Source organism: Lentilactobacillus parafarraginis DSM 18390 = JCM 14109, assembly GCF_001435895.1.
Classification (GTDB): Bacteria; Bacillota; Bacilli; order Lactobacillales; family Lactobacillaceae; genus Lentilactobacillus; species Lentilactobacillus parafarraginis.
In genome coordinates, this window is record NZ_AZFZ01000056.1 from 1 (window position 1) to 18,543 (window position 18,543).

The window sequence follows — 18,543 nt, forward strand, 5'->3', positions numbered from 1 at the left end:
AGGATAAAACTTAGGAACTTTAGACATTACGGTTGTCTGAATGGGGGATGAAATTATGACAACGCAAAAGCGGGGACTCTTGTTGGTTAATTTAGGATCGCCGGTATCACCGCTCACGAAGGATGTGCGGGCGTACCTACAGGAATTTTTGAGCGATCAACACGTCGTGACGCTGCCAAAGTGGTTCTGGCAGCCTTTATTACGTGGCATCATTTTGCCAATGCGGTCCTGGCGTTCGGCAACGTTTTATCAGCATATGTGGCGAAAGGATGGTTCGCCGCTAGTTATTTACACGCAGAAAATGCAGGAGAAGGTCCAAAAACGCCTGCCGAATTGGGATGTGCGTTACGCGATGACATACGGGCAACCAGACATCGGAGAAACATTACATGATATGCAGAATGCTGGCGATGACCAAATCGTTGTACTGCCATTATTTCCGCAGTACACCCAGAGCACCCATGGTGGGATTATTCAACAGGTTCGCGATTCCGGGGTGAAGGTGGCATTCATTCGTCACTTTTACCAGCAGCCCCAGTATGTAAAAATACTGGCCAAGCAGGTAGATGCGAGTTACCAAAAGGGCGACTATGACGCAGTGGTCTTCAGCTATCATGGAATCCCATCCGCAATGGTGAAACACGGCGATCCGTATCTCAAGGAGTGTCGCGAAACCACGGCAGCCGTTACTAAACTCCTCAAGTTACCCCACGATAAGGTTTCAATGGCGTTCCAATCTAAATTTGGCCCGGCGCCGTGGCTGAAGCCCTATTTGAAAAATACGTTGATGCAGCTGGCGGCCATGGGGAAACGGAACGTGTTGATTGTAACGCCGTCGTTTGTGGAGGATTGTCTCGAAACAATTGAGGAAAACGATGTTCAAAACTACCAAACGTTTCGTGCGAGTGGCGGTCAAGTATTTGACGCGGTTCCGCCGATGAATGCCAGTGATGATTTTTGCGATTTCTTGGCCACTATTAGTGCCGAAGAATTAAATGATGTCGGGGGCCGGACAAGTGAAAATTGATGACAAGAAAAGTCTAGATGAAATTAATCAAAGTGTCGCCGTGCCGAGTGTGTATGAGACTTCATTTGTTCAGAAATTTTTAGCCTATAGCGGTCCCGGTGCCCTGGTCGCGGTGGGGTACATGGATCCGGGAAACTGGCTGACTTCGTTATCTGGTGGCAGTCAGTACCGTTACAAACTGCTGGCGGTGTTACTGTTATCAATTCTGGTGGCAATGTTTATGCAGACGTTGGCGATTAAGCTGGGTGTCGTTGCCCGTCAGGATTTAGCCCAAGCGATTGCCGCAAAGGTGTCCAAACCGGTCCGTTACGGTCTGTGGCTAATTAACGAAGTCGCGATGATGGCCACCGATATGACCGGAGTTGTCGGTACTTCGATTGCGCTCATGTTATTATTTGGATTGCCATTAATTTATGGGATCCTGCTGACGATTTTGGACGTTCTAATGGTTCTGCTATTTTTACGATTTGGCATTCGCCGAATTGAGTTTATCGTGTTAACCGCGATTATGATTGTGGGCGTGATCTTTGGAATTGAGGTTTTCCGGGCTCATCCAGAATTCGCCGCGATTCTCAATGGCCTGGTTCCCAGTTCGCAAATTTTGACGCATCACAGTGAACTGATTCTATCCCTGGGAATTATTGGCGCGACAATTATGCCGCATAATGTGTATCTGCATTCATCATTAGCCCAGAGTCGCCGATATGACTATCACGATCCCAAACAGGTCAACGAGGCGTTAAGGTTCGCAAAGTGGGATTCCAACGTCCATTTAGTTGCCGCGTTTATTATCAACGCATTGTTATTGATCCTCGGCGGGACGCTGTTCTTTCATACCGGGAACCATTTGGCCGCGTTTCGGGACGTCTATGAAGGACTTAAAAGCCCCGCGGTTGTGGGTGGCTTGGCCAGTCCATTAATGAGCACGCTGTTTGCGTTTGCGTTACTGATTACTGGGTTGATTTCATCAATCACGAGTACATTATCCGGTCAAATTGTGATGGAGGGGTACCTCAATATTCGCTTACCCTTATGGGAGCGGCGCCTGTTGACGCGGTTCGTTACGTTAATTCCAATTCTCATTATCGGATTTATCGTTGGTTTTAACGAGCAAACCTTTGAACAAATGATTGTGTTTGCCCAGATTGCCCTGTCAATCGCGTTGCCGTTCACGCTTTATCCGATGGTCGCGTTAACCGCAAACCGCAAACTGATGGGTGAGCACGTTAGCCCTTGGTGGATCACTACCTGCGGGTATATTTTGACCACGATCATTACCGTGTTAAACGTTCAGTTTATGTTCAGTGTTTAAGAATTGATTTTTTGATGAGTTACGAAATTTGGTGTTTATATTTTGTGAGGGGGAGTTGTTCGTTGAAAATTTTAGGAATTCTTGGGGGTCACCGAAGAGATGGTGTGACCGGTAAGATGCTGGAAACTGTTTTGTCGGGAGTCGACCAACCTAATCAGGCTGAACTGGTTTACTTGGAAGACTATCCGTTTAAACCGGATCATGGTGATCAAAAGGACCCAGTATTGGACCAGCTTGAGGCGAAGATGCTTGCCAGCGATGTCTGGGTAATTGCTGCGCCAACGTACTGGGGTGGCCTAGCCGGTGAGATGAAGGACTTCTTTGACTGCATGCGCCAGCGCTTGGTAAGAATCGATCATCTGGGGGCCACGCATCCGGACCGATTTAAGGATAAGCATTACTTAAGTCTGACCAATTGCTATACAGGTACTTTCGAAAACTGGGTGACCGGCGTAACCGATCAGAGCTTTCGAACGATTGACAAAGTGATGTCGGCCGCTGGGGTGATCAAGCTCCATGAATTAGTGGTTACAAATACTTATGGAATGACCGAGTTACCGGATCGTAAAAAACAGGCGTGCCTTACTTGGGGGAAACGCCTGAATTCTATTAAAAAGCGAGATGACAGTACTGTGAAAAGATATATTGAGTTGTTCTTTATGATTGCTGTAATGGCCTTAGTGACAATGGGAATTCAACTTGGTTTTGGCTTTGTTCCCAAGCATGATTTTTGGATGGCCTATGCGTCCTTTGTTGTGATCTTTTATGTACTTTTGGGCAGTATTCTGCACTTCTTTACGGTTGTTAAACACCGCCGGCGGTAAGTAACAAAGTGGTTTCCGATTTTCGAGATGGAAAGGATGGTCATAGATGAGCTATTTGCAAGTTGCTGAACCAATAACGCTTCCCTGTGGTGTAACGGTTAAAAATCGGTTTGTGAAATCGGCTTTGAGTGAAACGATGGCTACCGATGATCATCAGCCCACCCCACTTTTTAATCGGTTATATCACACGTGGGCCCAGGGCGGTGCCGGGATTGTGATTACTGGTAACGTGATGGTTGATCGCAGCGCAATTGCCGAACCGGGAAACGTGGTGGTCGATGATCGGGTAGACTTTGCCAGCCTTAAGCAGTGGGCGCAGGCGGGGACCGCCAATAATACCCAGCTTTGGTTACAGCTGAATCATCCGGGAAAGCAATCCCCCAAGATGTTTTCAAAGCAGCCAATCGCCCCAAGTTCTATCCCGATTTTTGGGCCGAACCAGCGGGCCTTTAACGCTCCCCGAGCCCTTTCAACCGCGGAAGTTGAGGCAATTATTCAAAAATTTATCAATGCGGCGGTGCTGGCCCAGAAGGCTGGATTTTCTGGTGTTCAGATTCACGGGGCTTTTGGCTACCTGGTGAATCAATTCTTGTCGCGGCGGGATAATCAGCGGCAGGATCAGTATGGTGGGACCCTAGCGAACCGGATGCGCTTTTTAATGAATATTTATCAGGGGATTCGGGCCGCATGCGGTAACCGATTTCCAATTAGTCTCAAACTGAGTCTGACCGATATTAACTTGGACGGGTTTACGGAAGAGGACTTTCAGGCAGTTGTCAAAACGATGGCGGCACTTGGCGTCGACATGATTGAAGTGGTTGGCGACGACTACGAAAATTCTCAGATTGGTTTTTCTGGGATGGCTCATCTCCTTAGCCAACTGGTGGAAACTCCAATTGCAATTAGCGGCGGTCTGCGACATATTTCGGCCATGGAAGAGGCACTGGGACGCCGCGACGCGCAGCTAATTGGTATGTGTACCCCGATGGCCGTGATGCCGGATCTTCCCAATCGGATTCTTAGCGCAACTTATCAGCCGTTTGGCTTGCCATTTAAGATTGGTAACCAGCGGTTAGATGATCGCCTCAAATCGATCATCGTTAATGGGTACTGTGAAGCGCAGGTAAAACGGATTGCGGAAGGAAAACCAACCAAAGTGTACACAAATCCTTGGCGATCAGTTCTTGCCAGCGTCCAGCTTCATGGCATTAATGGGTTGCGGACGCGGCGAATTCAGTAGCGGGTTAGTGATCCTGCAAATCTGAAAAGATGGCTTGCATCCGCGTCTCAATATCGTTCAGCTCCTTGGCGTATGCCTTGAGGTTGGCAGAATGCTGCTTAACCTTTTTAGGATCAGCGTTCGTTTTGTAACGGAGCTTATGTTCCAAGCTCGCCCACATGTCCATTCCAATGGTGCGAATTTGAATTTCAACCGGGACATCCGAAACGCCGACTGACTGGAAAACGGGAACGGAAACCACCAAATGCAAACTTCGGTAACCGCTCTTTTTAGGATTTTCAATGTAGTCTTTGCGTTTCAAAAGGGTGACATCGGACTGTTCGGTGAGGGCCTTTTCGACCCGATAGATATCATCGATGTAGTTGGTTACCACTCGGATTCCGGCGATATCTCTAATATGTTTTTGGACGTTTTCAATCGTTGGCTTGTAACCTTTTCGTTCCAATTTTTCAAACAGGCTGCTGGTTGACTTCATTCGCTCTTCCATGTGATGAATCGGGTTGTGATCATATGTCATCGAATATTCTTCATCGAGGTTTTCGAGCTTGGTACCAATTTCGTTGGCCCCCGAATGGCAGAGCTGGTAAATTTTAACCAGGCTCTTAAAGTCTGACGCTTCACGTTTGAAGTTAGATTGTTCAAGCTGTTGTTCAATTTGTTTGACGTTCATGAAGTCACGTCGTTCCAATATCATCATTTAATCATCCTTTGTATTTAAATTTGATTCAAAAGGGGGTTGCGTTGATGCCTATTAACGCAATCCCCTTTAATTAGTTCTTAAAACTGGCTAAACAGCTGATCAATTTGTTGATACTCGGCATCGCTCAGATCAATGGCCATTGCTTTGGCGTTGCTATGAACTTGATCGGCTACCCGGGCACCCGGAATGACGACGCTGATATCCGGATTCTTAATGTACCACGCTAGAATTGCTTGAGCCACCGTTGCTGAGTGAGCTACCGCGATTCCCTTCACAATTTCCAGGTTATCCATAATCGTCTGGTATTGATCGGATGAAAATTGCTTGAATTTACTTGCATCAGCTGGTGTGTATTTACCGGTTAACAATCCGGAAGCAAGTGGAAAATATGGGACAAATGAGATCTGGTGATCCTTGAGGTACCCAAATTCCGCATGCTCAGCTTGTCTGTGAACCAGGCTGTAGTTGTCTTCAACGATATCGACTTGATCGTCGACATTGGCTTCCTTAATCTGGTCCAACGAGAAGTTGGAGACCCCAATGGCCTTGATTTTACCGGCCTTCTTCTCATCGACTAACGCTTGAACGGCTTCAGCCTTCGGGGTCTTGTCATCCGGAAAGTGGATGTAAAAAATATCAATGTAGTCAGTTTCCAGTCGAAGCAAAGCATCGTCGACGGATTGCTTTAAAAATGCCGGGTTGTTGTTGGGCTGAAGGTTATTATTAGGATCCTGGGCGGCTTTGGAAGCAATCACAAATTGATCGCGATCATAGTCTTGAATTACGTCACCAATGATTTCTTCAGACTTTCCCAATCCATACATAAAGGCCGTATCCAGTAGTGAAATGCCGTCGTCCAAGGCAGCTTTCACAACCCGGAACCCATCTTCATCCTTTAAGCCATCAAATAAGTTGTGGCCGCCGACCTTATTGGTACCCAGGCCAAGGGGGGTGGTCTCAACGGAACTCTTACCAATCTTAACTGTTTGTGTCATTGTGTGTACCTCCTGAACCCCCTATGGGGATCAATCTGCAAACCAGTTGGTCATAATCGAAAACCAGTTTGCAGTTACTGATAAGACAAAAGAAAAATGAGATTGGGAATTATCAGCATTCCCAATCTCTATAAAGTATAAGACAACGTTTCACCATCATTCAAGGTAATTTACTTTTTTATAATAAGTTGATTGCCAAATTAATTATTCATCATAGGGACCTTTGCCAAGGTAAGCATTGATCATCCAGATGTTTTTATCAATGTCTTCCTTAAAACCGTTTAACATATCCTGGGTTGGGAAGTTCTTTTCGTCATCGGTAACTTCGATGCCCTTTTGATACTGGTCGCGGAGATATTTAAACTGGTCTGACAGGCGTTGCATGAAATCCCGCATGGTTAACTGATCCCAGCTGACCTTTTCGTCTGGAAGTCCGGTATTTTCGATAAACTCATGGGTGGTGGCAAACGGTGACCCGTTGATTGCGATCAACCGTTCAGCAACGTGATCGAGTTGTTCAGCAAGCTGATCGTTATAGTCGTCCATTAATGGATGCAGTCTGAAGAAGTTTTCACCACGCATGTACCAGTGGGTCTGCTGAATGTTCGTTTGCAGCTGACTTAAATCGGCTACTAACTGATTTAATTGGGCCCGTGTCTCTGGAAAATCGTACTTATTTGCCATCAATCATTACCTCCTAAAAGTTCAATAACAGAATCCGGTTACAATCCTAGTTTATCGGTACTGAGAAGGTGAATGCAAGCGAAGTGACTGCTAATTAGACGATTTTTTTGAGAGCGGCAAGTTGGTCAATTTCATAAGTTGGTTTTGTCGTTGTTTGGTTAGATTGGTGCTGAGGGTTAAACCAGACTGAGTCGAGGCCATAGGTGCGGGCACCCAAAATATCGGACGTTAATGAATCGCCAATCACCAGTGACTGGTGACGGTCAAAATTTGGAATATGCTGCGCAACGTAATCGAAAAAGGCCCTTTCCGGTTTTCGGGCCCCAATGCGTTCCGAAATAAACAGGTTTTCAAAGTAGGGCGCCAGCCCGGCTTCGCGAATTCGTCTTTCTTGGGTATTGGCGATGCCGTTGGTCACGAGGTACAGTTTATGTTGATTGCTTAAGGTTGTAACCAGCTGCTTAGCCCCGGGAATGGGATCGTGGCCCTCGGCCAGGTAATTACGGTAGGTTTTCTCAATCAGCTTGCCATTAAGGTCTTCACCAAAATGTTTGAAGAGCAGAGTGAATCGCGTGTCTAATAATTCTTGACGGCTAATCTCCCCGCGTTCATATTGTTGCCACAGATGTTGATTGAGCTGCTGGTAATAGGCCATGATTTCCGGAGTTAGGGGTTTGTTTAAATTAGCGAATAATTTATTAAGGGCCTGTTTTTCCGATAGGTCAAAATTTAGAATCGTATCATCGATATCAAATAAAAGGGTTGAATAGGCCAATGAACTCACTCCAAACTTTCGGTGACAATTGAGTCGACAACCGTTTGAATTGCTGAAATTAAGGGGCTATCTGGTTTGATGCCGGTTTCTGCAAACCGATTTTCCCACCACTGTTTCCGGATATTGGAAATGACCGGGACGATTTTTTTGCCGGTCGAAGTGAGGGTTAGAATGATGGACTTTCCGGTTCCCGCGGTTTTAGTGAGGTATCCCAGACTTTCCATCTTCTTGATTTCCCGGGTTGCCAGGCCCTTGTCAATCACGAGGGACTTGGCGACCTGGTTTTGGTTAATAAATGAATTGTCGTTGATCGTTAATAGAATGCAGGCTGCCGTTGGGTTTAGCTGGTGCTTCTTGAACAGCTCGCCGGTGTCTTTATAGTACTGACGGTGGAGGATCGAAATGTCTTGTGCTAAGTAGCCAATATCTTTCAAAATTATTTTCCTTTCGTTCGAAAAAATCCTAGAGTCAGATTAGCATTTTTTAGTTGACAATTCAACATAATGACATTAATCTTTATGGTAAGTTGAATTGTCAACACAGAAAAATTATAAGAGGTGTCGGATGTATGGCAGACAAAAAACGGGGTTCTCAAGCCTTAATTAAATCGATGATTAATCAAGATATTAAGTATGTATTTGGTATTCCGGGTGCCAAGGTCGATCAGCTATTTGAAGATCTTCAATATAGTGATCAGCCGAACGCCCCTCAATTGATTGTGACCCGTCATGAGCAGAACGCCGCCTTTATCGCTCAGGGAATCGGCCGATTAACTGGCAAACCAGGCGTCGTTGCCACAACCTCCGGCCCAGGCGTTTCTAATCTGGTGACTGGGTTGATGACCGCAACTGCTGAAGGTGATCCGGTTATTGGCCTAGGTGGGCAGGTGCCGCGAGATGACCTTGCCCGCTTAACCCATCAAAGTATTCCAAGTAAGGAATTGATGAGCGTTGCCGCTAAAAGCAGTGTCGAAGTTCAGGATGCCAATAATCTGTCAGAAGCCTTCACAAATGCCTACAATACCGCAACTTCTGGTAAGGCTGGCGCAACGTTTATTTCACTGCCATCCGACGTTTTGAGTGACAACGTTGAACGTCCCGAAATGGCCCCGTTGGCTAAATCGGAACGGACCCAAACATCCCCGACCACCCTTAATAAAGTGATTGACATGATTAAGAATGCCAAGTTACCGGTTATTCTAGCAGGAATGCGGGCATCATCTCAGGAAGTGACCGAATCGCTTCATAAATTATTAGAAAAAGTTGCCCTCCCCGTGGTGGAAACCTATCAGGGTGCCGGCGTGATTTCTCATGAGTTAATTGATGACTACTTCGGCCGGGTTGGGCTGTTTAGAAACCAAATTGGCGATACCTTGCTTAAACAGAGTGATTTGGTAATCGCCGTTGGTTACGATCCGGTGGAATACGAAGCCCGAAATTGGAACGTTGAACATAATGACCAAATTATTAACATTGATAGTATTTCCCCAGAATTAACGGTGGATTATCAACCAGATGTTGTGATTGAGGCCGATATTGCCGGGACCTTGGATGCGCTAACGGATGCCCTGCCGGCTGATTACAAATTATCTACCGAAACGGTTCATCAGTTAACCGAGTTACGACAAGTATTTGATCGGCAAAATGAAGTGAAGACGACTGCTAAACCGGGAACCATTCATCCGATTGACATTGTCAACGAACTTCAAAAGAAGGTTGACGATAACACGACTGTGACGGTCGACGTCGGTAGTCACTACATCTGGATGGCCCGTCACTTCAGAATTTACCGGCCTCGTCATTTACTATTCAGTAACGGGATGCAGACGCTGGGGGTTTCCCTGCCCTGGGCGATTGCTGCCAAGTTGGTTCGGCCAGATGAAAAGGTGGTTTCCGTTTCGGGGGATGGTGGCTTTCTGTTTTCTGGTCAGGAATTGGAGACCGCTGTCCGGCTCAATCTCAACATTGTCCAATTAATTTGGGATGATGGCTACTATGATATGGTTAAATTTCAGGAAGAGGCGAAATACGGCAAGAATGCTGGCGTTAAACTTGGGAAAGTCGACTTTGTCAAATACGCTGAGAGTTTTGGGGCAACTGGTTTGCGAGCAACCAACCCCGATGAACTGAGTCAGGCACTTGATCAAGCATTTAACGCAAATGGGCCCGTAATTATTGACATTCCGGTCGATTATAGTGATAACATTAAATTGAAGTCTGCGTTATTAAAAGATATTTTAAACTAGAAATAAGGAAGTTTTACTATGGCGAAGCATACAACGTTATACCAGCACGGAACGCTGGCATTATTGGTCCCAGGTCTGTTAAGGGGCACAATGACAATGGGAGATCTCCTAAAACATGGGGACACCGGCATTGGGACAGGTGAAGGCCTTGATGGTGAGCTGATCATTCTTGACGGTAAGCCCTATCAGGTTGATGGCGATGGTAACGTCAACATCGTACCCGATTCGTTTACCATGCCGTTTGCCAACATTCACTACGCCCGGTATTCGCCGCTTGCCGAGTCTGAAAATGTGTCCCAAGATGACTTGGACGAGCAAATTGTTTCATTAAGTAAGGCCGGTAACACGTTTTTCTCAATTAAAATTACCGGGAGCTTCTCAGATGTGAAAACCCGGGCGGTCCGCAAGTCAGAGCCACCATTTCACACCCTTGCGCAAACTGCACGCCACCAAAATGTGTTCACCCGCGATAAGGTAAAGGGCACGTTGATTGGGTATTACTCACCAGAACTGTTTGATGGGGCGGCCGTTGCGGGCTTCCATAATCATTTTCTTTCAGATGATCACAAATTTGGCGGTCACCTGTTGGACTTTCATTTGGAGAAGGGTGAGGTATCCTACCAATTATTCGATACCTTTGAGCAGCATCTGCCAGTGAACGACGATCAGTATATGACCCATGATTTTTCAACCGATAATATTGCTGACACGATCCATAGTGCTGAAGGTTAGATTGCAAAGCTAGTCCGGATGCGAACGGAATTTTCGATCAAATAGATACCGGTAATTTTAAAATAAGTTGTTACTAAAATTCACTAAAATTTATAAAATTATTACTAAAAAAGTAGCTGTTATCCTAAACGTTGGGGTAACAGCTTTTGTTTTTGGTCGCTAAAAATATTTGTCAGATAATAGTTTCTCTGGGTTGATTTATCCGGATAAATAGGATAATATACCAACATGTAAACGCTGCAAGTTTATCAATTGTATAAGGTTCTAACAATAATTGAATTTGTAAGCGTTGTTATAATAAGCATCAGCATGGAGAATTGGTGATAAGGTAATTAGTCGATTTATATGATTTGTTATGTAACCCCTTTCAACCTTTGAGATGGGTGCCATAAGAAATCAGGGCAATTTATACGTTAAGGAGAATGAGAATGGAAAAGGTTGAGAGTACAGAAAAGAAGATCTCAAGCAAGTTTATCTACTTTTTCGGGTCATTTGGTGGAATCTTGTTTGGTTACGATATCGGGGTAATGACGGGTGCGTTACCATTCCTTCAGATTGATTGGGGCCTGCAGAATGAAGCCGGTATCGTTGGCTGGATTACATCATCTGTCATGTTGGGTGCCATCTTTGGGGGCGCCATCGCCGGGCAATTATCGGATAAGTTAGGCCGGCGAAAAATGATTTTGCTTTCAGCAATTATTTTCACGATTGGATCAGTTCTTTCCGGACTGTCACCAAATAACCAGGGTGAATGGTATTTGATTGCCGTTCGGGTCTTCCTTGGATTAGCAGTTGGGGCCGCGTCAGCCTTGGTACCTGCTTACATGTCTGAAATGGCGCCAGCTAAGGCCCGGGGTAGTTTATCCGGGTTGAACCAAACCATGATTGTGAGTGGGATGCTGCTTTCATACATCGTCGACTTCCTCTTAAAGGATCTGCCAGAAAACTTGGCATGGCGGCTGATGTTAGGATTGGCTGCGGTTCCCGCAATCATCCTGTTCTTCGGGGTTTATAAGTTACCAGAATCTCCCCGGTTCCTTGTAAAGTCAGGCCGTGAAGAGGATGCTCGTCGGGTCCTAAGCTATATTCGGACGAACGATAATGAAATTGATACTGAATTAAACCAAATCAAGCAAACTGCGAATGAAGAAAAGTCAGTTTCCAAGTCAACTTCTTGGGCAACCGTTTTCAGCGGTAAGTACCGATACCTGGCAATTGCCGGGATTGGGGTTGCGGCATTCCAGCAGTTCCAAGGGGCCAACGCCATCTTCTACTACATTCCATTGATCGTTGAAAAGGCAACTGGTAAGGCGGCGAGTTCAGCATTAATGTGGCCAATTATCCAGGGAGCTATCCTGGTAATCGGTTCACTGGTTTACATTGCCATTGCCGAGAAATTTAACCGGCGGACGCTTTTGGTTCTGGGTGGTTCGGTTATGGGGCTGTCATTCCTATTGCCAACCATTATCAATATGCTGCTGCCAAACGCCAGTCCAATGATGATCGTTGTCTTCTTAAGTATCTACGTTGCCGCATACTCATTCACTTGGGCACCGCTAACCTGGGTACTTGTTGGGGAAGTCTTCCCACTAGCAATTCGGGGCCGCGCTTCCGGTGCCGCTTCATCAGCTAACTGGGTTGGCTCATTCGCAGTCGGTCTGCTCTTCCCAATTATGACCGCTCACATGCCACAGGACGCCGTATTTGCAATCTTCGGCGTAATCTGTTTGGCAGGGGTTTGGTTCATTCTCAAGTGCGTGCCGGAAACAAAGGGTCGCTCACTTGAAGAGATTGAGGAACAGGGAACTAATAAGTAAATTTGCGATTCGTATCTGGTAACGCAATGTTTAATTGAAAGGAAGCGGGAATCCTGATTCGGGATTTTTGCTTCCTTTTTCTAGACAAACAATCACCAATCTAAAAACCAGGTTCACGATCAGCAAATGCTGAAAGTGGGCCTGGTTTTTGACTGTTCATTTTTTCTGCGCAAATCGAAATACTTCATATAGAAAGAAAACCCCAACGAATACTGCTAAAACCCCAACGGTTAGTGATTGGCCAAATTTGTAGAAGGGCTGGATCAAAAAGTAAATTCCCAACCCGTTAATCCCCAGCCCAACAAAGGTCATTAAGACCGTGAGCGTATCGTAACCCAAGCGTGATGGGCGTGCGATCGCTGGATTTGACAGATGTCTGAGAATCAGCCATAAAAGACCCCCGATAAGTAGTAGGCCAAGTAAGCAAATAAAATAACGGTCGTTCCAAATAATCATCAGTAACCTCCGTGCGCAACGGGTTGCACTATTTTAGCAGATCCTTAATGACCGCTTCGCCAACTGCGGTCGCTGAATTTGGATTTTGGCCGGTGATTAGATGGTCGTCCACGACGACGTTAGGTTTGAAGGCGTCGCCCTTGACGAATTTGGCGCCAGTTTTCCGGAGCTCGTCTTCCGGCAGAAATTTGACTTCACTGGTTAGGCCGTTTAGGGCTTCCTCGTCATTGGTAAAGCTGGTCAACTGGCGGCCACTGGTAAATCGGTTGCCGTCCCTTTTGCGCATCGCCAGTAACGCCGTCACGCCAACACAGTTTGCGGCAATGATGCCACCGTTTTGATCAATCTGTTCGGCAATCCCTGCCAGCTCCTTATTTTCTGGAAAGTCCCACATCGCGCCGTGACCACCGGCAAAGTAGATCACCTGATAGTCAGCGGAATTCACCGATTCTGGTTTCAAGGAATTAGCCAGGTGGGTATCGCGAAATGTGGCGTCTAAATAATGATCCCAATCAACCTGATCCATGTTGTCAGCGCTCAGGCAGAGGGGATCTAATGGGATATAGCCACCCTCTGGGCTCATATAATCAACGTCAATTTCATTATCGGTCATCACCTGGTTAAAGTGGGTTGCTTCATGAAGCCACAGGCCGGTGGCCCGATCGACGTTATTGAATTTGGGCGTATTCGTTGCCACAATTAATGCTTTTGTCATTGATTCACTTGCCTCACTTTTCAATGGAATGAGTTTTAATAAGTTCTAACGCATCACTTATGTATTGTAGTCTATTTGGGTAATGGTGCAACTAAAGGTAGTCCACAATTGAAATCGGGGCGGAATTGGCGATTGTTTTGCAGATATGTTATTATCAACACAGCCTGTCGGGATTATTGGTGGATAATCGATTCATAATCGTTCCGGCAGTTAACCTTCTCTACCTAAATAAGTTAGCGTGAGTTGTAATCTTGATTGGAGGACACAATGGCAGATACAATTTTAGATGTTGAGGGCCTGAGTAAGAATTTTGGTTCTAAAAAGGTTTTGCAAAACGTCTCATTTTCCGTGGATCGGGGTCACATCGTGGGATTAGTTGGCCCGAACGGTGCGGGTAAATCCACCATTATGAAGGCCATTCTGGGGTTGTTCAGCTATCCCAGCGGCAAAATTTCAATTGACGGGCGGCCGGTTTCTCAAACCAGCCATCAGGAACTTGAAAAGGTTGGAGCTTTAATTGAATATCCTGGAATCTATCCATTTTTGAGCGGCCTGCAGCATTTGGAACTCTTTTCCAATGATGGGGTGACGCGCGATCAGATCATGGATATCGTTGATAAGATGAAAATGGGCTCGTACGTAAAGCGCAGGGCTAAAACCTATTCTCTGGGAATGAAGCAAAAGTTGGGCATCGCGCTTGCCTTGGTCAATCACCCGGAGTTGGTGATTTTAGATGAGCCGATGAATGGTTTGGATCCCCAGGCAAACAAAGATTTGCGAACGATCATCTTAGAGCTTGCCAAGCAGGGGACCACTTTTTTGATTTCTAGCCATATTTTAAGTGAGTTGGAAAAATTGATTGACGACCTGGTCGTGATTGATAAGGGTCAGATTGTTTACCGTGGGGACACGGCGGCCCTTGAAAGCGGCGAAACCAAATTGATGGTTTTGAAAACGGCGGATGATGAAAAGGCCAAACAATTACTGTCACAGAATGGCTATCAAATTGTGAAGGCTGATGACGTTCGCATTGTTGAAAAAGACGATACCCGAATGGCAGACGTGATTAAGTTATTGTCGAATAACGACATTGAAATTGAAGACGTTTCTCACGTTCATAATGATTTGGAAACATCCCTGCTGGCATTGCTGCAGAACGATAAAGTGAAGGAGTCTTAAATTTATGGTGACGTTAGTAAGACAGGAAATTTTCAAACTGATTCATAAAAAGAGCACCTGGGCGGCTTCGGTGGTCCTGTTGGTGTTGATGACTGGCATTGCGGTCATGAGTCACAATCAGCCAAATACGTTTAACCCCCAAGCGATGTATCAGGAATCCTTTATGGCCGTTCCGTGGATTTATTTGTTCATGATTGCGGCTTCAGCATCGATCATTGCGATGGAGTTTCAGTACGGCACAATTAAAGAATTGCTCTACCGGAAGTACTATCGGGGCCAGATCATTATTAGCAAGTGGATTACAATGGTCCTTTATTCCGTCTACTTCTTTGTTTTAGCGCTGGCATACTCATTTATTTTAAAACTGATTTTCTTTAGCGGAACGTTTCAGCTGGATGAAACGTACGGGGCTAAGCACACGGTTTTTGCTCAGACGGTTTACTATTCATTGACGCAATTTGTTGCGCTGTGGCTGATTTTGAGTTTGGTGTTATTGCTGGCGAACCTGTTTAAGAGTTCCGCAGTTGCCATTACGATTGGGATTGTTGGCTACTTTGCCCTTAGCGTGGTTGCTTCGATCCTCGCCATTTTGATTAAAAAATGGACGTGGCTGAAATGGAATCCGCTGAACATGATGAACTATCCCAGCCAGTACATCAGTCCATCTTTAAAGTCGATGACGTTGTTATCGACAAATGAATTACTGATTGGCAGTTTGGTGTACACGGCTATCTTCTTAGTGATTACCTACTTTGTCTTTAAACGACGCAATGTTTAAATCAATAAAATTTAATCATTTATGATAACAGAGGTTGTGATTCAGCTTGGATTCTGAGTCCAGCCTCTGTTTTTATTTTGGTTGTCAACAATCCAATGGTACAACATATAGGGTTATTCCAAAACTATATACTACATATTGTGGTTTAAACTTACTTTTTAGGCGATAATCAGGTACAATAAAACTCGTTAACTATTTAACATGACCGAATTAATTTAAGGGAGCGATTTGAATGGACTTTGTAAAAACCCAAGAAACCACCAACCAGCTGATGACCCACTTGGCCGATTTGACGGTGATCAAAGCTGATGGCGAAAAGGGGCCATTTTATCCCTATAAAATTTCACTGGTGATTGATGCGCTGGTTCAAGCACCAACCACTCGGGCGGAGTTGAAGCAGGCCATTTTTGATCAGCTGGCCGCCTTTAAGTCCGAAGTGACCACCGCCGATATTCGCCAGGTATTTAAAGACGTCCTTTGTTCGATGGGCCATGCCGATCTCGCCCGGGATTACGATGCTTACCGGGAACGTGATGAACAAAAGTGGCTGGCAGCCATTAATCCCTCAACTAAACTTGATCAATTGTTTGACCGCAGCGACACGGTGGTTCACGAGAATGCGAACAAGGACAGTAACGTTTTCAGTACCCGGCGGGATTTGACGGCCGGGATGGTTGGCAAATCATTGGGATTGAAAATGATGCCGCAAACCGTAGCCAAGGCGCATTTACGCGGTGACATTCACTACCACGACTTGGACTATTCGCCGATGACTGAAATGACCAACTGTTGTTTGATTGATTTTAAGGGGATGCTCAATCATGGGTTCAAGATCGGCAATGCCGACGTTGAGCCGCCTAAGTCGATTCAAACCGCGACGGCCCAAATGTCCCAAATCATTGCCAACGTTGCTTCAAGCCAGTATGGTGGCTGCTCAGCGGACCGTGCCGACGAACTGCTGGCGCCGTTTGCGGAACTGAATTATCAGAAGCACTTACGGGATGCGAAGCGTTGGGTAACGCGTGATAAGCAGGATGAATTTGCCCGGGCAAAAACCAAGAAGGACATCTATGACGCCATGCAGGCGCTGGAGTATGAAATCAACACCCTGTTTTCGTCTAACGGGCAGACGCCATTTACAACGATTGGGTTTGGTCTTGGGACCTCTTGGATTGAACGTGAGATTCAAAAAGCGATTCTTTCCGTTCGGATCAAGGGCCTCGGCAAGCAGCACCGGACGGCAATTTTCCCCAAGCTGATCTATACGCTTAAACGAGGACTGAACTTAAAACCAGCTGACCCGAACTACGATGTTAAGCAACTGGCAATTGAGTGCGCGACGAAACGGATGTATCCCGATATTCTAATGTACGATAAAATCATTGAGTTGACTGGGAGCTTCAAGGCACCGATGGGCTGTCGCAGCTTTCTTCAGGGATGGCGCGACGAAAACGGCCAGGAGGTCAATAGCGGCCGTATGAATCTGGGGGTTGTAACCATTAATCTGCCCCGGATTGCGATCGAATCTCAAGGTGATAAAGCCGTTTTCTGGGAAATTCTGAAGGACCGCCTCGCCGTTTCGAAGAAGGCCCTGTTAAATAAGGTCGAACGCTGCAAGCAGGCCAGTCCCAAGAACGCGCCAATTCTTTACCAGTATGGCGCCTTTGGTAAGCGGCTTAAAGACGGTGATTCGGTTGATGAACTCTTTACCCATCGGCGGGCCACCGTTTCACTGGGGTATATCGGCTTGTACGAAGTCGGTACGGAATTTTATGGGCCTAACTGGGAGCATGATCAGGAAGCCCACGACTTCACGTTATCGATTGTGAAGTGCCTGCATGATTACTGTGCCAAATGGGAAGAGCAGTGTGATTACCATTTCAGCGTCTATTCAACACCCGCAGAATCGTTAACCGACACGTTCTGCGAATTAGATACTGAAAAGTTTGGCAAAATTCCCGACATTACGTCCAAGGAATACTACACTAACAGTTTCCACTACGACGTCCGCAAGAACCCGACGCCGTTTGAAAAATTGGCCTTTGAAGAGGCCTATCCGAAATATGCGGCCGGCGGTTTCATTCACTATTGCGAATACCCAAATCTCAAGCAGAATCCGGCGGCTTTGGAAGCCGTTTGGGATTGGGCTTATGACCATGTGGGGTATTTGGGAACCAATACATCAATTGACCACTGTTATAAGTGTGGGTTTGACGGCGACTTCAAACCGACTGCCAAGGGATTTGAATGCCCGGAGTGCGGTAATCGGGATCCCAAGACCTGCGACGTGGTTAAACGCACCTGCGGCTATCTGGGGAATCCTCAGATTCGGCCAATGGTTCATGGTCGGCACGAAGAAATTGCCTCGCGAGTTAAGAATATGAGATTGGGTGATATCGATGACGCAGACTAACCGGATCAGATTGCCAAATAATCCGGCCCCCAAACAGTGGCTGGCCGCCGATCGTTCTTCACAGTACATTGCCAGCTATAAGCCGTTTAACATGGTCGATGGTGAGGGCGTGCGGTGTAGCTTGTATGTCTCGGGGTGCCTGTTTAACTGCCCTGGCTGCTACAATAAAGTCGCCCAAAACTTCCATTACGGCCATCCCTACACCCAGGAGTTGGAAGACCGGATCATGGCTGATTTGTCACAATCCTACGTTCAGGGATTGACGCTCCTGGGTGGCGAGCCATTTTTGAATACGCAGGTCTGTATTCAATTAGCCAAACGAATTCGGCGGGAATTTGGCAATTCTAAGGATATCTGGTCGTGGACCGGTTACACCTGGGATGAGTTGATGAAAGAATCCGCTGATAAATTGGAACTATTGCGGTACCTGGATATTTTAGTTGACGGCCGCTTTCTGCTGGCTCAGAAGGATTTAACTCTGCAGTTTCGGGGAAGTGCCAACCAGCGAATTATTGATGTGCCGAAGTCGCTGACGCAAAAGCAGGTGGTTATTTGGGATCGATTGCGGAAATAAGATCCTGGCAATTCGTCTAGCAGGCAGCAACGATTAATAAGCTTACAAAGAGGCTGGGACATAAGTCCCGCCCATAA

The 18,543-nt window shown here is 46.2% G+C and carries 18 protein-coding genes; 11 read left to right on the forward strand and 7 right to left on the reverse strand.

Annotated features, from left to right (window positions below; genetic code table 11):
• Positions 1-55: 55 nt before the first annotated feature.
• The 4 genes from hemH to FD47_RS11315 all read left to right on the forward strand — a co-directional run bounded on the left by hemH (position 56) and on the right by FD47_RS11315 (position 4,403).
• A complete protein-coding gene (hemH, locus tag FD47_RS11300) occupies positions 56-1,027 on the forward strand; it encodes a ferrochelatase (RefSeq protein WP_054735901.1) in 972 nt (323 codons plus the stop codon).
• Positions 999-2,339 carry an Nramp family divalent metal transporter gene (locus FD47_RS11305; RefSeq protein WP_138467628.1) on the forward strand — a complete coding sequence of 447 codons (1,341 nt, stop codon included), beginning with the start codon at positions 999-1,001 and terminating at the stop codon, positions 2,337-2,339. Before hemH ends, FD47_RS11305 begins: the two co-directional genes overlap by 29 nt.
• A 62-nt stretch (positions 2,340-2,401) precedes the next feature.
• Positions 2,402-3,163: a flavodoxin family protein gene (locus tag FD47_RS11310; protein ID WP_008213099.1), complete on the forward strand. Its 762-nt coding sequence runs from the start codon at positions 2,402-2,404 to the stop codon at positions 3,161-3,163.
• A 46-nt stretch (positions 3,164-3,209) separates the two neighbouring features.
• On the forward strand, positions 3,210-4,403 hold the full coding sequence (locus tag FD47_RS11315) for an oxidoreductase (protein WP_056980689.1): 1,194 nt from the start codon (positions 3,210-3,212) through the stop codon (positions 4,401-4,403).
• Positions 4,404-4,407: 4 nt separating this feature from the next.
• Here FD47_RS11315 and FD47_RS11320 read toward each other — a convergent pair whose 3' ends face one another.
• From FD47_RS11320 to FD47_RS11340, 5 genes are all read right to left on the reverse strand, one after another.
• Positions 4,408-5,097: a GTP pyrophosphokinase gene (locus FD47_RS11320; protein WP_040537827.1), complete on the reverse strand. Its 690-nt coding sequence runs from the start codon at positions 5,095-5,097 to the stop codon at positions 4,408-4,410.
• A gap of 83 nt (positions 5,098-5,180) precedes the next feature.
• Positions 5,181-6,098 carry an aldo/keto reductase gene (locus FD47_RS11325; RefSeq protein ID WP_054735895.1) on the reverse strand — a complete coding sequence of 306 codons (918 nt, stop codon included), beginning with the start codon at positions 6,096-6,098 and terminating at the stop codon, positions 5,181-5,183.
• Between the two features lie 204 nt (positions 6,099-6,302).
• On the reverse strand, positions 6,303-6,782 hold the full coding sequence (locus FD47_RS11330; RefSeq protein WP_054735893.1) for a Dps family protein: 480 nt from the start codon (positions 6,780-6,782) through the stop codon (positions 6,303-6,305).
• 94 nt (positions 6,783-6,876) lie between these two features.
• Positions 6,877-7,566 (reverse strand): YjjG family noncanonical pyrimidine nucleotidase, encoded by a 690-nt coding sequence (locus FD47_RS11335; protein ID WP_225352938.1) that lies wholly within the window; start codon positions 7,564-7,566, stop codon positions 6,877-6,879.
• Positions 7,563-7,991 (reverse strand): MarR family winged helix-turn-helix transcriptional regulator, encoded by a 429-nt coding sequence (locus tag FD47_RS11340; RefSeq protein ID WP_008213113.1) that lies wholly within the window; start codon positions 7,989-7,991, stop codon positions 7,563-7,565. Before FD47_RS11340 ends, FD47_RS11335 begins: the two co-directional genes overlap by 4 nt.
• A gap of 134 nt (positions 7,992-8,125) precedes the next feature.
• Here FD47_RS11340 and alsS point away from each other — a divergent pair, with 134 nt between their 5' ends.
• From alsS to FD47_RS11355, 3 genes are all read left to right on the forward strand, one after another.
• Positions 8,126-9,802 carry an acetolactate synthase AlsS gene (gene alsS / locus FD47_RS11345; protein WP_054735888.1) on the forward strand — a complete coding sequence of 559 codons (1,677 nt, stop codon included), beginning with the start codon at positions 8,126-8,128 and terminating at the stop codon, positions 9,800-9,802.
• A gap of 18 nt (positions 9,803-9,820) precedes the next feature.
• Positions 9,821-10,534: an acetolactate decarboxylase gene (gene budA / locus FD47_RS11350; protein ID WP_054735886.1), complete on the forward strand. Its 714-nt coding sequence runs from the start codon at positions 9,821-9,823 to the stop codon at positions 10,532-10,534.
• A 428-nt stretch (positions 10,535-10,962) separates the two neighbouring features.
• Entirely contained in the window at positions 10,963-12,351 is a 1,389-nt protein-coding gene (locus FD47_RS11355) for a sugar porter family MFS transporter (protein ID WP_056980690.1), read from the forward strand.
• 156 nt (positions 12,352-12,507) lie between these two features.
• Here the strand turns inward: FD47_RS11355 and FD47_RS11360 are convergent, their stop codons facing one another.
• Positions 12,508-12,807 (reverse strand): hypothetical protein, encoded by a 300-nt coding sequence (locus FD47_RS11360; protein ID WP_054735882.1) that lies wholly within the window; start codon positions 12,805-12,807, stop codon positions 12,508-12,510.
• A gap of 28 nt (positions 12,808-12,835) precedes the next feature.
• Positions 12,836-13,522 carry a type 1 glutamine amidotransferase domain-containing protein gene (locus tag FD47_RS11365; RefSeq protein WP_054735880.1) on the reverse strand — a complete coding sequence of 229 codons (687 nt, stop codon included), beginning with the start codon at positions 13,520-13,522 and terminating at the stop codon, positions 12,836-12,838.
• Positions 13,523-13,789: 267 nt separating this feature from the next.
• Here FD47_RS11365 and FD47_RS11370 point away from each other — a divergent pair, with 267 nt between their 5' ends.
• The 4 genes from FD47_RS11370 (at position 13,790) to nrdG (ending at position 18,466) form a co-directional block, all read left to right on the forward strand.
• Positions 13,790-14,701 (forward strand): ABC transporter ATP-binding protein, encoded by a 912-nt coding sequence (locus FD47_RS11370; protein WP_056980691.1) that lies wholly within the window; start codon positions 13,790-13,792, stop codon positions 14,699-14,701.
• Between the two features lie 4 nt (positions 14,702-14,705).
• Positions 14,706-15,479, forward strand: a complete 774-nt coding sequence (locus FD47_RS11375; protein WP_054735878.1) for an ABC transporter permease — start codon at positions 14,706-14,708, stop codon at positions 15,477-15,479.
• A gap of 232 nt (positions 15,480-15,711) precedes the next feature.
• The gene (nrdD, locus tag FD47_RS11380; protein ID WP_054735876.1) at positions 15,712-17,892 is read left to right on the forward strand and encodes an anaerobic ribonucleoside-triphosphate reductase; all 2,181 of its coding nucleotides are present in this window, start codon (positions 15,712-15,714) and stop codon (positions 17,890-17,892) included.
• Positions 17,879-18,466 (forward strand): anaerobic ribonucleoside-triphosphate reductase activating protein, encoded by a 588-nt coding sequence (gene nrdG, locus FD47_RS11385; RefSeq protein WP_054735874.1) that lies wholly within the window; start codon positions 17,879-17,881, stop codon positions 18,464-18,466. Before nrdD ends, nrdG begins: the two co-directional genes overlap by 14 nt.
• Positions 18,467-18,543: the final 77 nt, after the last annotated feature.